Origin of the sequence: Halomonas sp. KX33721 (assembly GCF_001596805.1) — a bacterium.
Taxonomy (GTDB): domain Bacteria; phylum Pseudomonadota; class Gammaproteobacteria; order Pseudomonadales; family Halomonadaceae; genus Vreelandella; species Vreelandella aquamarina.
In genome coordinates, this window is sequence record NZ_LVIA01000007.1 from 52567 (window position 1) to 64987 (window position 12421).

Sequence of the window (12421 nt, forward strand, 5' to 3'; positions counted from 1 at the left end):
TGACCTTTATTTGGGGGCCGCTTGCCGCATTTCAAGGGCTTTTTTTGCGGCAATGCGTCAACGCGGCTTAATTCGCTTTTTGGCTGACCACGACCATGGCAGGACGCACGAGGCGGCCGTTCAACAGATAGCCTTTCTGCATCACATCCATCACGGTGTTGGGGTCGAGCTCTGGGTTCGGCACCATCGCCATGGCTTCATGCACCTGTGGATCGAAGGGCTCGCCCTGAGGCTCGATGCTTTCGACGCCAAACTTGCTCAGCACGTCGAGCTGCATCTTGAGGGTCATGGAGACACCTTCGCGATGCGCCTCGGACGCATCGTCCTGCATGCTTTCCAGCGCTTTCTCCAAGCTATCCACCACGGGCAGCAGCTCTTTGACAAACTTCTCTAGGGCAAACTTGCGCGCCTTTTCGGCTTCTTGCTCCGCCCGGCGGCGAACATTCTGAGCTTCGGCAGCAGCCCGCAGCGCTTGGTCTTTGGCTTCCGCCAGGCTCTGCTCGAGTTCTTCTACCTGAGCGGCCAGCACGTCGGCTTCGGGGCTACCAGCGCTATCTTTCAGCGGTGCATCGTCATCGATCAGCCCTTCCAGTTCGCCTTCCACCAACCGTTCTTCGGCAGACTGGTCGGTGACCTCTGCTTCCTGCTCTTGGCGTGCCAGCTCATCTTCCAACGGGGTTTGCGGTTCTTTTGCCATGCCTTGCTCCTGAAATAAGTGACGGTGCCGGTGGCGGCCACCTGAGGTAAGTAGCGGGTGTTAACCACGTATGCAGCCTATATGGGGGCCATCAAAGCCATCTCAAGAGGGGCATTGAAGTGAGTTATCGACTACTGTATAAAACAACAATTATTGGATAAGTATCCAGCTTCTGTGCCGCACCGCCTCAGGAGGCCTTATGCTTACGCAGCTAGCGATCCAAGACTATGCGATCGTTGATCGTCTCGAACTCGACCTCACCCGTGGCATGACCGCCATTACGGGGGAAACCGGGGCGGGTAAATCCATTCTGCTGGGTGCTCTGGGGCTCTGCCTGGGCGAGCGCGCCGATGCGGGTAGCGTGCGCCACGGCTGCGAGCGAACCGACCTCTCCGCCCGTTTCGATATCCAGCACCTGCCCGCAGCAGCCGAGTGGCTCGACGCCCGCGAGCTGCCTGCCGATGAGTGTCTCTTGCGTCGCGTGGTTACTGCCAACGGGCGCTCCAAGGCGTGGATCAATGGCCATCCAGCGACCATTGCCGATTTGAAATCTCTGGGTGAACAGCTGATTCAGATTCATGGCCAGCATGCCCACCAAGCCTTGATGCGGGAAGAGACGCACTTGGCGCTACTGGATGACTACGCCGGGCTTCGCGAACGCAGCCAGCAGCTAGCCGAGACGTTCCGCGAGTGGCGCAGTGCCCGCCGTCGGCTGAAAAAACTCAGTGAAGAGGGCAGCGAAGTCGAGGCCAAACGCCAACTGCTGCGCTATCAAGTCGAGGAGCTGGACCAGTTGGGCCTTGCCGAAGGTGAGCTGCAAACCTTGGAAGAGGAGCAGCACACCCTGGCCCACGCCGAAGAGACCCTACGTGAAACCCAGTTTGCCGCCGACTGCTGTGAAAGCGATGAAGGCGGTGCGCTGTCGCTACTCAACCAGGCCTACTCCCACCTCAGCGCCCTACCCGGCAGCGATAAAGGCACGCTTGCCAATACGCTCACCATGCTCAGCGACGCCCGCATTCAGGTAGAAGAGGCCGCCAGCGAGCTGCACCGCTTAGCCAGCACCACTGAATTAGATCCTGAGCGCTTGGCATGGGTGGAAGAGCGCATGGGCGATGTACACCGCATTGCCCGCAAGCACCACGTCGCCCCAGAGGAGATTTGCGCGCTGCACGCCCAGCTCAAACAGGAAGTGGCACAGTTGGAAGCCAGCGACGATGATTTAGAAGCCCTCAGCAGCCAGGTGGCTGAGTACCGTGAGCGTTATCGCAGCGAAGCCAAACAGCTCACCGAAGCACGCCAAAAGGCCGCTGTTCGCTTGGGTAAAGAGGTGCAGCAACAGCTAGCCTTCTTGGCCATGGGCAAAGCGCGTTTTGAAGTGGACGTTACCCCACGCGAAACGCCCTCACCGGAAGGGTTAGACCGTGTTCAGTTTCTGATCAGCGCCAACCCGGGCCAACCCGCCCGGCCGCTCACCAAAGTCGCTTCCGGTGGTGAGCTGTCGCGCATTAGCTTGGCCATTCAGGTGGTAGCGGCGTCGCATTCGACGATTCCAAGCCTAGTGTTTGATGAGGTCGACGTGGGTATTTCTGGGGCAACGGCGGAAATCGTCGGCCAACTGCTACGTAAACTAGGCGAAAACGGCCAGGTAATGACCGTGACCCACCTGCCTCAAGTGGCTGCCCAGGCGCACCAGCATCTGCACATCGAAAAGCGCGCCAAGCGAGACACCACGCTGACCCATATGGCGCTACTGGACGAGCGCGGCCGTATCAGCGAACTGGCGCGAATGCTGGGGGGCGTAACGCTTTCCGACCAAACGCTGGCCCACGCGCGGGAAATGCTGCACGCCAGCCAGCGCCTGCCTCACTGATCCACCAAGCGGGCGCGCACTTCCACCAAACGGGCACGCCCTACCCCAAGCCCCCGTTGAATACAAAACGCCCCCAGAGCGCCAGTGAGTATTCGCTGGCACCCTGGGGGCGTTTTTTACGCGGCTATTCGCTTTAACGATTCACTACTTGCGGTTCGTGGGGCCACTGTCCTGGCGCGTAACGTCCGACCCACGGGGGCGTACGTACAGCACCAGAGCATGGTCCACTAGCTCGTAGCCGTGCTCTTCGGCGATCTCTTGCTGGCGACGCTCGATGATGTCATCGACAAATTCGATGATCTCACCGCTTTCCAGACACACCATATGGTCGTGGTGGTCTTCTTGGGTCATCTCGAATACTGCATGGCCACCGTCAAAGTTGTGACGAATCACAAGGCCTGCTGATTCAAACTGAGTCAGCACGCGGTAGACAGTTGCCAGGCCAACATCCTCGCCCGCATCAATCAGTGTTTTATACACTTCTTCTGCGCTAAGGTGGTGTTGGCCCGAAGCATTTTCGAGAATCTGCAGGATCTTGACGCGCGGCAGGGTCACTTTCAGCCCGGCTTTGCGTAGTTCATGGTTCTGATCGGCCATGGTTGCTCTTCGCAGTAACAGGTTAGGTCGGGTATCATCGACCGAAACCACGATAGTGAAGAACAGGCTCAAATGCAAAAATTGACTCGTATCATTACCCTTTCCGTCGCCCTGACCGTTGTCAGTGGCTGTAGCTATGTCGGCGTTTATAAGCGTGACATCCCCCAGGGCAACCTGATCACCCAGGAGATGGTCAGCCAGCTCCAGCCGGGCATGACTCAAGAGCAGGTAGCCTACGTAATGGGCCGCCCACTGCTGGAAGCGCCCTTCGACTCCCGCGAATGGGACTACGTTTACCGCATCGATAAAGCCTATGAAGGTGTTGAGCAGCGCCGCGTCACGCTCACGTTTGATGATGCGAGCCGACTGGTCAACATTGAGCAGGAGGGAGACCTATCCCGCGACCTGCCGGTGAGCACAGACCGCGGTATGGGGCCAGCCGTTGAAGGTGCCGACCCGCTAGATGCACTGCCCAGCCAGCGAACGCCCACGCCGGAAACCACCCCCGAGCCGCAGCCGATCATCACTGGCGAGTAAGCGCTAGGCTACTGCTCTTTGGCCTGACGCTTGGCCCGCTCTAGGCGGGCCGCCTTCGGGTCGATCTGCAGCGGGCGATACACCTCCACACGATCGCCCTCGCGCAGCGGCTCCTTATCGGGGTGGCGCAACGCCTTGCCGAAGATGCCCAGCGGCGCCTGCTCGAAGGTCTTGGCGGGCAGTTCCTGAAACAGGCTGGGCAGGTCGGCCATGGCAACGGCTGCTCTGGCAGTGGTGCCGCTGGGTACCTTCAGCGCGACGATTCGCTGCTTGTGAGGCAGCGCGAAGGCCACCTCGACGGCAATGTCATCAACGGCCATACAGTTCGTTGGCGCGCTTGGTGAAGGCATCGACCAATTGCCCGGCAATCTGCTGGAACAGTTTGCCAAACGCCATGCTCAGCAACCGATTGGCGAATACGAACTCCATTTCCAGGCTGACCTTGCAAGCATCATCCCCCATGGGGATGAACAGCCAGCGGCCTTTGAGCTGCTTGAAGGGCCCTTTGACCAGCGAAAGCTCGATCCGCTCTGGTGCGTGCAGGTCGTTGCGCGTAGTGATGGTTTGCTCGACCCCCGCACGACCCAGAGTCATTTCTCCGACCAGGTGCTGGTCGTCCTTTTCCAGCAGACGCGCGCGGCGGCATCCCGGCAGGAACTCGGGGTAACGTTCGAAGTCATTGACCAAATCGAACATTTGTTGGGGGGTGTGCCGCACCAAGGCGGTACGATTAACGGTTGGCATTGACCTCTCCGCTGACTTCACAGTGCCCAAAGCGTATCATGGGAAACATTTTTTCAGACCTTGAATGGTATCACGCCTCCCCACATAACGAAGGGGGATGCTACTGACAGATCAACGATGAGGTTCCATGGCCACTAAGAAAGGTAACAGTAAGGGCCCCGGCAGCAGTGTCATTGCCCAGAACAAGAAGGCACGGTTTGAGTACCATATCGACGAAACCTTCGAAGCGGGTTTAGCGCTGGCTGGCTGGGAAGTGAAAAGCCTTCGTGCTGGTAAAGCGCAGCTCACCGACACCTACATTTTAATTCGCAACGGCGAAGCGTTCCTGCTGGGCAGCCATATTATGCCGCTGAACACGGCCAGCACCCATGAAATTGCTGACCCCACGCGAACTCGTAAGCTGCTGCTTCACCGTAAAGAGATCGCCAAAATCTTTTCGGTCACCCAGGACAAGGGCCACACTTGTGTACCGCTCAAGCTCTACTGGAAGCGCAACAAGGTGAAGTGCGAGCTGGCGCTGGTGACCGGTAAGAAAATCCATGATAAGCGGGCCACTGAGAAGGACCGCGACTGGAATCGCCAAAAAGGTCGAATTATGCGGGAACATAACAAGGCATAACTGGTCAATTAGCGATGAGCACGTTAGAATGCGGCTCTGACTAAGGGGGCGACATGGTTTCGACGCCGGTGACAAACCCTGCGGTGCATGCCGAGAGCGTGATGTATCTCGTAAATACCACATCACGAAAAATAGTCGCAAACGACGAAAACTACGCTCAAGGCGCGCTGGCAGCTTAAACCCTGCTAGCTTCTTGTCTGGCCCCAAGGTGATGTGCCTATTCATCACTGCGGGGATATGAGCTAAAGCTGATAGGACCGCGGTTGGCGGTGTCTTCTCGTCAACCGTTAAACTTTAGAAGGCTCGCGTGGCTGAATCCTGACCGTCGGAGTCAGTCGCGCTAAAGCAAATGACGGAATCTAAGCATGTAGAGCCAATGGGCGCGTGCTGGCGGACGCGGGTTCAATTCCCGCCGCCTCCACCACACAAGGGTTTCAAGAGTTTTCAAAACCTCCCATAAACCCAGCAATGAAGCGCCTTCGGGCGCTTTTTTGTTGTCAGGAGTTTTCACTTAATACCTTGACATGCCCCCACCAAAGGGGGCATATCTGGGGGCACCATGAGCCTTCACCGATGAGGTGCCCCCAAATGGCCCACGTTAGCAACAAGCTGTCGGCTACCGCCGTGCGCAGCGCCAAACCCCAAGAGAAAACCTACCGCCTTACCGATGGTGGGGGCATGTATCTTGAAGTTACCCCAACTGGGGGCACCTACTGGCGCATGAAGTACCGCTTCCACGGCAAAGAAAAGCGCTTAGCGATTGGCGTATATCCAGAAGTAAGCCTTGCCGCCGCCAGAGACGCCCGCGACCAAGCCCGCAAGCTGCTAGCACAAGGGTTAGACCCCAGCACCACCAAGCGTGTAACCAAAGAGCTTGGCAAGACAGCCTCTGAAAACACCTTTAAGGCGGTGGCCACTGAATGGCTTGAGCATATCCACCGCCATGAAGTGGTGCCCGACCACTACAAGCGCAACAAGTCACGCTTAACCCGTGACGCCTTCCCAGCGCTGGGCCATCGGCCAATTACCGACATAACCCCACCCGAACTGCTGGAATGCCTGCGCAAAATTGAGAAGCGCGGCCACCTAGAAACCGCGCACCGGGTAAAAACGCTGTGCGGGCAAGTATTCCGCTACGCTATTTCTACGGGCCGTGCTGAACGCGACCTAACCCCCGACCTGAAAGGCGCACTCCGCACCCCAAAGACCAACCACCATGCCGCGATCACCGACCCGGCAGAGCTTCCCCCGCTGTTGAACGCTATCGACGGTTACGGCGGCATGCCCGTTACCATTACTGCGCTCAAGTTATCGCCATTGGTATTTGTGCGCCCTGGTGAGCTGCGCCAAGCCCGGTGGGCAGATATCGACTTTGAAAGCGGGGAATGGGCATTCAAACCCAGCAAAAACGCTGATCCGCTGATAGTGCCCCTACCCCGCCAAGCCATTGACATGCTGGCAGAGCTTTACCGTCTAACGGGCCGGGGTGAATATGTGTTTCCTGGTGCCCGGAGTAGCAAGCGCCCAATGAGCAACACCACCATCAAAGCGGCACTTGACCGCATGGGCTTCAAGGGTGAAATGACCGCCCACGGTTTCCGTGCCATGGCTCGCACGATCTTGGCAGAGCGCCTTGGCTACCCAGAGCAGTACATAGAGCAGCAGCTAGCCCACAAGGTGAGAGACAGCAACGGACGCGCCTATAACCGCACCACGCACTTAGAACAGCGCCGGGAAATGCTGCAAAGCTGGGCCGATTACCTAGACGCCCTGCGCGATGGCCCAAGCAACGTGGTGCCGATCTACAAAGGGGCTAGGGCATGAAAAATCAAGGCGGGTGCTATGTAGTAAAGAACGGGGTAAAGACTCAGGTAAAAGCCCCCACTAAAGACAATTTCAGAGAGGTTTATAGCGAAGAGGAAGAAGCCAAAGACAACGCATTGGTGGAGCAGGTACTCGATGCTTTAAGGGCACTGGAAAAGCGAGCTGAAGAGCTAAAGCCCGGCATCACAAACGACCCTGATAACGCCTTGCCTGAACTAGCTGAGCGTTGGAAACATGATGGCTTTCCAAAAGTTGGGTTGGCGATGCTTCACCGCATGATGATGAAAGGTAGCCACGACTTACTGGGGTCCGCTACTGCTTGGGAGACTCACCGCAACGCCATAAAGAACGCACGCACCTTCTACCCTGCCGAATATCCAAATGAACCATTGAAGCTGGCGCTTTGGGAGCATGGCTTGTCGAACCATAGCGACCTCCCCCCTTCCTCTTTTAGCTCCCAGAGTATTAGCGATGCTTTTGAAAAACTGACTAGCTACCAAGTGGAATATTTCGGCCAGGGCGAGTTAAGGACAACATCACGACAAGAGGTCGCCCAAAGGTTTGAAACAAAGGAAAGAGAGTTGCTTATTGCCAACTGGTTTTTTCAATTATGGAGCAGCGATCCGAAGCGATACCCGACCACGCGCAATGGAATGGGTTTTTTGAATGCCGCTGACCAAATCAATAAGTGGATAAGACTTTTTCAAAGTGACCCAGAACACTACGCAAACGCCTATCATCTTAACTCTCAAATAATCATGAGCTTCAAAGAGAAAGAAGGGGTCTTTGTTGGAGCAGCCACAGTTCAACGGGTTTACGACTGCCCCGGTTCAATGTGGCACCAGTCAAAACTATGGGGGCTGACCAAAAGCACCCGCAAAGCCGCGATACAAAAAAAGGGTAAAAATTAGCGCAAGGAAATACCCCCAAATAGAACCCGCTTAGAGCCATCCTTCCAGTCATGCCCCATAAGCAACCAAAGGAGCTAAAGGCATGGCTACCCCTACCAAACCAACGTCCAACCTAATCCGCTTTCCCGTTGTCCGCGAAAAAACCGGGATGAGTACAACGGGTGTTTATCGCGGTATGGAGCGCGGCGACTTCCCGAAACCCGTTCGCATTGGGCCACGCGCCGTGGCTGGGTAGAGTCGGAAATAGACGAGTGGATTCAACAGCGCATTGAAGCGAGCCGCCAAGAGGGGGCCGCATAATGTTGACCACCCACCTTGCTTACCGCTATGCTCCAAGAGCTGGCGCAAAATCGCCAGCAACTACAGACCTTGGCCGGTCTCAAAGATACAGGCGCATCAGCGCCCACCGCGATAATGGCGCTTTTTTTGCGCCCATCATTCGCGTATGTGGTGGCTGCATGTGGGACGCTTTCGAGCGTGCCGGGACCCTGTATCTCCGGTCGGCCAACCCGCATGCAGTCGCCTCCAACTGTTTGGCCGCAGTAGTGGCGACTCCGAAGATACAGGAGTCCTACCAAATGGCATCACTACGCCTGTCCAACCTGATTACCCGCAGTTTATCCAGCCGTGCCGCCGCGCATCGAGCCATGGCAAAAGCCGCTTTGTTTGCCGATTCCAGCACGCGCACCCGCCTTAAGCGTTACAACCACCACATTGAAAAAGCCCAACAGCTAGAAGCCCGTGCCCTAGAGACTGCCAAGCGCAGCGTAGGGGCCGCGTCATGAAATTAACCACTCCCCAGCTAAAGCGCTTGCTTGAACTGCTCGCGCCTTTCCGCACCGACCCCATCACCAAGCTCACCATTGAGCAGGCACTAAGCCGCGTGCGTAGTGAGGTGCTGTCGTGAGCCATTGTCACATACCCCAACCCTACCGGGACGCCCTCGCCAATATTCAAGCGCTGGCGCTTACGACCAGCACCCAAGGCAGCTATTGGGTTAGCGTCGATTTTTCGGGCGTGCTGCTTCAACTGAATATCAGCGTTAGTCGCTGTGCTGACCTGCACAACCCCACCGCTGTTTCTCAGACCTACAGCGTGTACTTGCCCCCTTGCCAACGTGCCCCGCATGACGCGCTTGAACAGCTTCAAGCCATTGCTCGCGAACTGGAAGCGTTACTTCCTGGGACGGTGGCGGCATGAACCATCATCACCACTACACAACCCTAACGTTGCTCCCCCAGATACTGAACAGCGGCCACCTGCTGCCCCACATGGATGGCCGCCTTGAAAAGTCTGTTGTGTGGCTTTCAGCGCATCCCTTTTGGGAGCCTACTGCTACCAAGCCCTGCCGGACAGACAACGCCCTGGTAAACCTCAAATTCTGGGAATACCGCGACCTATTCGGCTGCATCCGCTTTGCCTTGCCTGCCGATGATAGCCGCCTGCTGACATGGCGAGACGTTTGCGAGCAAGCGGGCCTGCCCCGTGTCGATCGTCGAAAGCTGGAAGCCGACGCCCGCAAGCGCGGTGGCGACCCAAAGCAGTGGTTTGCTGTGCCCGCCGCGATCCCCCTTGCCGATATGTCCCTGGAAATACTCAGCATCAATGAGTGGAGAACTGTGTCATGACCTACCCAAGCGCATCGTTTGAAAAGCAACTGACAGAGATTCGCGACATTGCCCAAGCCCATGAGCGCCTAGCCGAAATCATGGGGGATATTAATTACCTGGGGCAAGGTATTACAGAACAGCAAGGTGAGGCTTGGTCAGTGGCGTTCCGCTGCATGGGTAAGCGGGCGGCTGATATGGCCCAAGACCTGCTGGAAAAAAGCATTGAAGGTGAAGGCGAAGAGCTGGAATGGGGGCGCGATGCTGACTAGTACCCATGAAAAAGCCCAGCGCAATGGCTGGGCCTTCTCCGCGCCGCTGACCAAAGCAAACGCTAAACCTGAGAATAGCACACGGTACGGGGCGCGCCTACGCCTTGCCGATCCATGCCAACCCGTTGGGGTTGGCGCTGGCGCTGAGAAGCCACGCCCGGTAAGTGGCAAGGGGGCGATATGACCAGCCACGCCGCCTTTGTTGATCGACAAACCCTTGCTGATTCGCTGCTGAGCTGTGGCCCGTGGAAGTGTAGCAACGACGATCAAGCCTTGATCGACCACGCCACCGCCCAAGCCCGCGCCGTTGAGCTGGAAACCGCACGGCTCAACGACCCTATTTACGCGCTGCAACGCGCCCGCCGCCGTGCCACCCGGCATCATCTAACCCCGCCCACGGGATATAGCTGCACCGGGGAACTGTTGCGGCTCGCTTGCCCATTGTGGTGGCGTCGGCAGCTTCGCCGCTTAACCAGCCGCCGCCGTGAGCAGCGGCAACGGCTTTTAGGCCGTACCCAGAAACGGGCGGGTATCTATGTGAGCAACGAAGGCTACCGCCGCCGCATCGACCAAGCCACTCGAAATGCTCGCTTGCTGGAAGCGATCACCGCCACCAACCAAGAGGGCGACCAGTACACGCTGGCAGAACTGACAGAGCTTGGCCTGGCTAACCCTGAGTTTCGGCGGGCAGAGCTGATGCTGCGCATTGCCGACACTGAACGGGAAGCTGACCGGGCCGGGCATTGCGGCATGTTCTACACCATCACCACCCCTAGCCGCTTTCACCCGGTACGCCAGAATGCCAGCCTCAACCATAAATACGCTGGCGCTGACCCGCGTGAAGCACAAGCCTACTTGCAGAACCAGTGGGCCAAGGCCCGCGCCAAGCTAAAGCGTGAAGGCTTGGGTATTTACGGCATCCGGGTAGCTGAGCCCCACCACGATGGCACCCCTCATTGGCACCTGCTGATATGGATGCGCCCAGAAGATGAAGCCCGCATCACCGGGGTTTTACGCCGCTATGCCCTGGAAGATTCACCGGGGGAAGTAGCACACAACACCAGCATCCGATTCAAAGCGGTAAAGATCGACCGGAGCAAAGGAAGTGCAGCGGGTTACGTGGCTAAGTATGTGGCGAAGAACATCAACGGTAAGCAGCACAACCGCCAAGGCGTACCGGGCGATAACCTCGACCATTACGGAAAGCCACTCGAAACCAGCGCACCCCGTATAGAAGCGTGGGCGGCCTGCTGGGGTATTCGTCAGTTTCAATTTGTGGGCCTGCCTTCCGTCACGGTATGGCGTGAAGTGCGCCGCCTAAAGGATGAGCAGCGCGTTGCTGATTGGGAAGCCGCCACCCGGCCAGAGCCAGAAGCCGCCGCGATACTGGACGCCATACGCAAGGCGGCCATTGCTGGCGCTTGGGATAAATACCTTCACCTAATGGGTGGGCCTATGCAGCCCCGCGCCGCTGCCCCTATTCGCCCTTGGCGTGTGGTACGTCAAACCGTTGATCCCGCCAACATCAACCCTATGAGCGGGGAATGGTCAAGCGACACGCTAGGGCGCTATGGGGAACCCATGGCCAGCACCTGGGGCTTGGTGGTCAGCAGCCAGCTAGGGGAAACGGAATACCTTACCCGGTACTACCGCTGGACGTTTGAGCGCAAAGGTGAAGCAGCCGGGGTTGATTTTCAGCGCGTAGGCGAAGCCGCAGCGCCTTGGACTGGTGTCATTAACTGTACGCAAACCACCCCCAAAAGCACGCTTGATGATTGGGAATGGCATATCACCGAGTCGTTTAGGCGCATGCTCCCACCCCTGCCAAGGGAGCGGGTAAACCGCATCCAACAGCAAGCCGCCATAGATGCCCACCACTACCGCGTTATGTCCGTTAAGCGACGCCTTGAACATGAAGAGCGCGAGCGCTTGCGGGCCTCCCTTGAGGAAGGCCGCGAACTGCTGATAGCCATGCTGGCGCGTGGGGATATGTCACCCGCCGATATTCCACCTGGGGTACTGGCATGAACGGTGACGCCTTACTTGCCCGCATTGCCCAACTGCAAGCCAGCGCGGGCGCTTCCCGGTCGCAAGGCAAGCCCGGTAACCGCCGCCGACAACACCCACGGCGGGCCAACGTGAACACCCGCGTAGAGCCATGGCTGGCGCTGATAGAGAAACGGTGCGGACTGCTGGCAGAGGATCGTCGCTTTATTCGCCTACGGCTGGCCACCCGGCAGCCCGGCGATGCCATGCAACTAGCCGAAGGGTATAGCACTGCCTGGGAGCAAGCCGCCATGCAGGAACAGCGCGCCCACGTTAAGAACAACGCAGGCCGTCAAGCGGCTAACCGTTGGTTGAAACGGCAGCTTGAGCAATGAGCATGCTAGCAGCGGGGTTAAACGGGTATGGCTTGGGCAGTGGCTTAGTGGTGGCCTGCTGGCGCTCACGCTTGCTAATGGCCTGTTGCAGGCTATCAGGCTGTATGGCAGCCCCTAATAAAAACCTAGGTTCTTCTGGCGGCCAACGCCCTGAGCCACGGGGGCAGGCAGCCCCGGATTTCGAGAAATTTTCGGCTACCCAGCGTGTACCACCGCAGGTGGGCAGTAATCGCGCAGTGGTGCGGTTTATCACCTGTGCGACCTGTACAACGGCCCCGGCTAACTCAGGCCCTGCATGTACAGGTGGCCTTCTTAGAAATGACCACATCAACGCGACACCACTCACTACCAAAGGCCAG

The 12421-nt window shown here is 57.8% G+C and carries 17 protein-coding genes and 1 other RNA gene; 14 read left to right on the forward strand and 4 right to left on the reverse strand.

Features of this window, described 5'->3' with window-relative positions; genetic code table 11:
* Positions 1-67 precede the first annotated feature (67 nt).
* Complete coding sequence (gene grpE, locus A3220_RS02510) at positions 68-697, reverse strand: nucleotide exchange factor GrpE (RefSeq protein WP_044629461.1); 630 nt, start codon at positions 695-697, stop codon at positions 68-70.
* A gap of 199 nt (positions 698-896) precedes the next feature.
* On the opposite strand from grpE, the gene recN reads away from it, so the two are divergent.
* Positions 897-2570 carry a DNA repair protein RecN gene (recN, locus tag A3220_RS02515; protein WP_062372923.1) on the forward strand — a complete coding sequence of 558 codons (1674 nt, stop codon included), beginning with the start codon at positions 897-899 and terminating at the stop codon, positions 2568-2570.
* 144 nt (positions 2571-2714) lie between these two features.
* On the opposite strand, the gene fur is transcribed toward recN, so the two are convergent.
* The gene (fur, locus tag A3220_RS02520; RefSeq protein ID WP_016915905.1) at positions 2715-3167 is read right to left on the reverse strand and encodes a ferric iron uptake transcriptional regulator; all 453 of its coding nucleotides are present in this window, start codon (positions 3165-3167) and stop codon (positions 2715-2717) included.
* A gap of 72 nt (positions 3168-3239) precedes the next feature.
* Between fur and bamE the strand changes: the two genes are divergently transcribed.
* Positions 3240-3704: an outer membrane protein assembly factor BamE gene (bamE, locus tag A3220_RS02525; protein WP_062372926.1), complete on the forward strand. Its 465-nt coding sequence runs from the start codon at positions 3240-3242 to the stop codon at positions 3702-3704.
* An 8-nt stretch (positions 3705-3712) separates the two neighbouring features.
* Here bamE and A3220_RS02530 read toward each other — a convergent pair whose 3' ends face one another.
* Together A3220_RS02530 and A3220_RS02535 are read right to left on the reverse strand one after the other, a co-directional pair.
* Positions 3713-4024, reverse strand: coding sequence for an RnfH family protein (locus tag A3220_RS02530; protein ID WP_044629458.1), 312 nt, complete (start codon positions 4022-4024; stop codon positions 3713-3715).
* On the reverse strand, positions 4014-4448 hold the full coding sequence (locus tag A3220_RS02535; RefSeq protein WP_039181434.1) for a type II toxin-antitoxin system RatA family toxin: 435 nt from the start codon (positions 4446-4448) through the stop codon (positions 4014-4016). The genes A3220_RS02530 and A3220_RS02535 overlap by 11 nt, the downstream gene beginning before the upstream one ends.
* A gap of 127 nt (positions 4449-4575) precedes the next feature.
* On the opposite strand from A3220_RS02535, the gene smpB reads away from it, so the two are divergent.
* The 12 genes from smpB (at position 4576) to A3220_RS02590 (ending at position 12062) form a co-directional block, all read left to right on the forward strand.
* On the forward strand, positions 4576-5067 hold the full coding sequence (gene smpB / locus A3220_RS02540) for an SsrA-binding protein SmpB (RefSeq protein WP_062360527.1): 492 nt from the start codon (positions 4576-4578) through the stop codon (positions 5065-5067).
* 44 nt (positions 5068-5111) lie between these two features.
* Positions 5112-5491, forward strand: a transfer-messenger RNA (tmRNA) gene (ssrA, locus tag A3220_RS02545).
* Between the two features lie 164 nt (positions 5492-5655).
* Positions 5656-6891 carry an integrase arm-type DNA-binding domain-containing protein gene (locus A3220_RS02550; protein ID WP_062372928.1) on the forward strand — a complete coding sequence of 412 codons (1236 nt, stop codon included), beginning with the start codon at positions 5656-5658 and terminating at the stop codon, positions 6889-6891.
* The gene (locus A3220_RS02555; protein ID WP_062372931.1) at positions 6888-7802 is read left to right on the forward strand and encodes a hypothetical protein; all 915 of its coding nucleotides are present in this window, start codon (positions 6888-6890) and stop codon (positions 7800-7802) included. Before A3220_RS02550 ends, A3220_RS02555 begins: the two co-directional genes overlap by 4 nt.
* 82 nt (positions 7803-7884) lie before the next feature.
* Positions 7885-8037, forward strand: a complete 153-nt coding sequence (locus A3220_RS02560) for an AlpA family phage regulatory protein (protein ID WP_252860405.1) — start codon at positions 7885-7887, stop codon at positions 8035-8037.
* A 343-nt stretch (positions 8038-8380) separates the two neighbouring features.
* The gene (locus A3220_RS02565) at positions 8381-8587 is read left to right on the forward strand and encodes a hypothetical protein (protein WP_062372934.1); all 207 of its coding nucleotides are present in this window, start codon (positions 8381-8383) and stop codon (positions 8585-8587) included.
* Entirely contained in the window at positions 8584-8709 is a 126-nt protein-coding gene (locus A3220_RS18135) for a hypothetical protein (RefSeq protein WP_290123745.1), read from the forward strand. The genes A3220_RS02565 and A3220_RS18135 overlap by 4 nt, the downstream gene beginning before the upstream one ends.
* A complete protein-coding gene (locus A3220_RS02570; protein WP_062372937.1) occupies positions 8706-9002 on the forward strand; it encodes a hypothetical protein in 297 nt (98 codons plus the stop codon). Before A3220_RS18135 ends, A3220_RS02570 begins: the two co-directional genes overlap by 4 nt.
* Positions 8999-9430 (forward strand): hypothetical protein, encoded by a 432-nt coding sequence (locus A3220_RS02575; protein ID WP_062372939.1) that lies wholly within the window; start codon positions 8999-9001, stop codon positions 9428-9430. The genes A3220_RS02570 and A3220_RS02575 overlap by 4 nt, the downstream gene beginning before the upstream one ends.
* Positions 9427-9681: a hypothetical protein gene (locus tag A3220_RS02580; RefSeq protein WP_062372942.1), complete on the forward strand. Its 255-nt coding sequence runs from the start codon at positions 9427-9429 to the stop codon at positions 9679-9681. Before A3220_RS02575 ends, A3220_RS02580 begins: the two co-directional genes overlap by 4 nt.
* Before the next feature lie 180 nt (positions 9682-9861).
* Positions 9862-11709, forward strand: a complete 1848-nt coding sequence (locus A3220_RS02585) for a replication endonuclease (protein ID WP_062372945.1) — start codon at positions 9862-9864, stop codon at positions 11707-11709.
* Entirely contained in the window at positions 11706-12062 is a 357-nt protein-coding gene (locus A3220_RS02590; RefSeq protein ID WP_062372948.1) for a hypothetical protein, read from the forward strand. The genes A3220_RS02585 and A3220_RS02590 overlap by 4 nt, the downstream gene beginning before the upstream one ends.
* Positions 12063-12421: the final 359 nt, after the last annotated feature.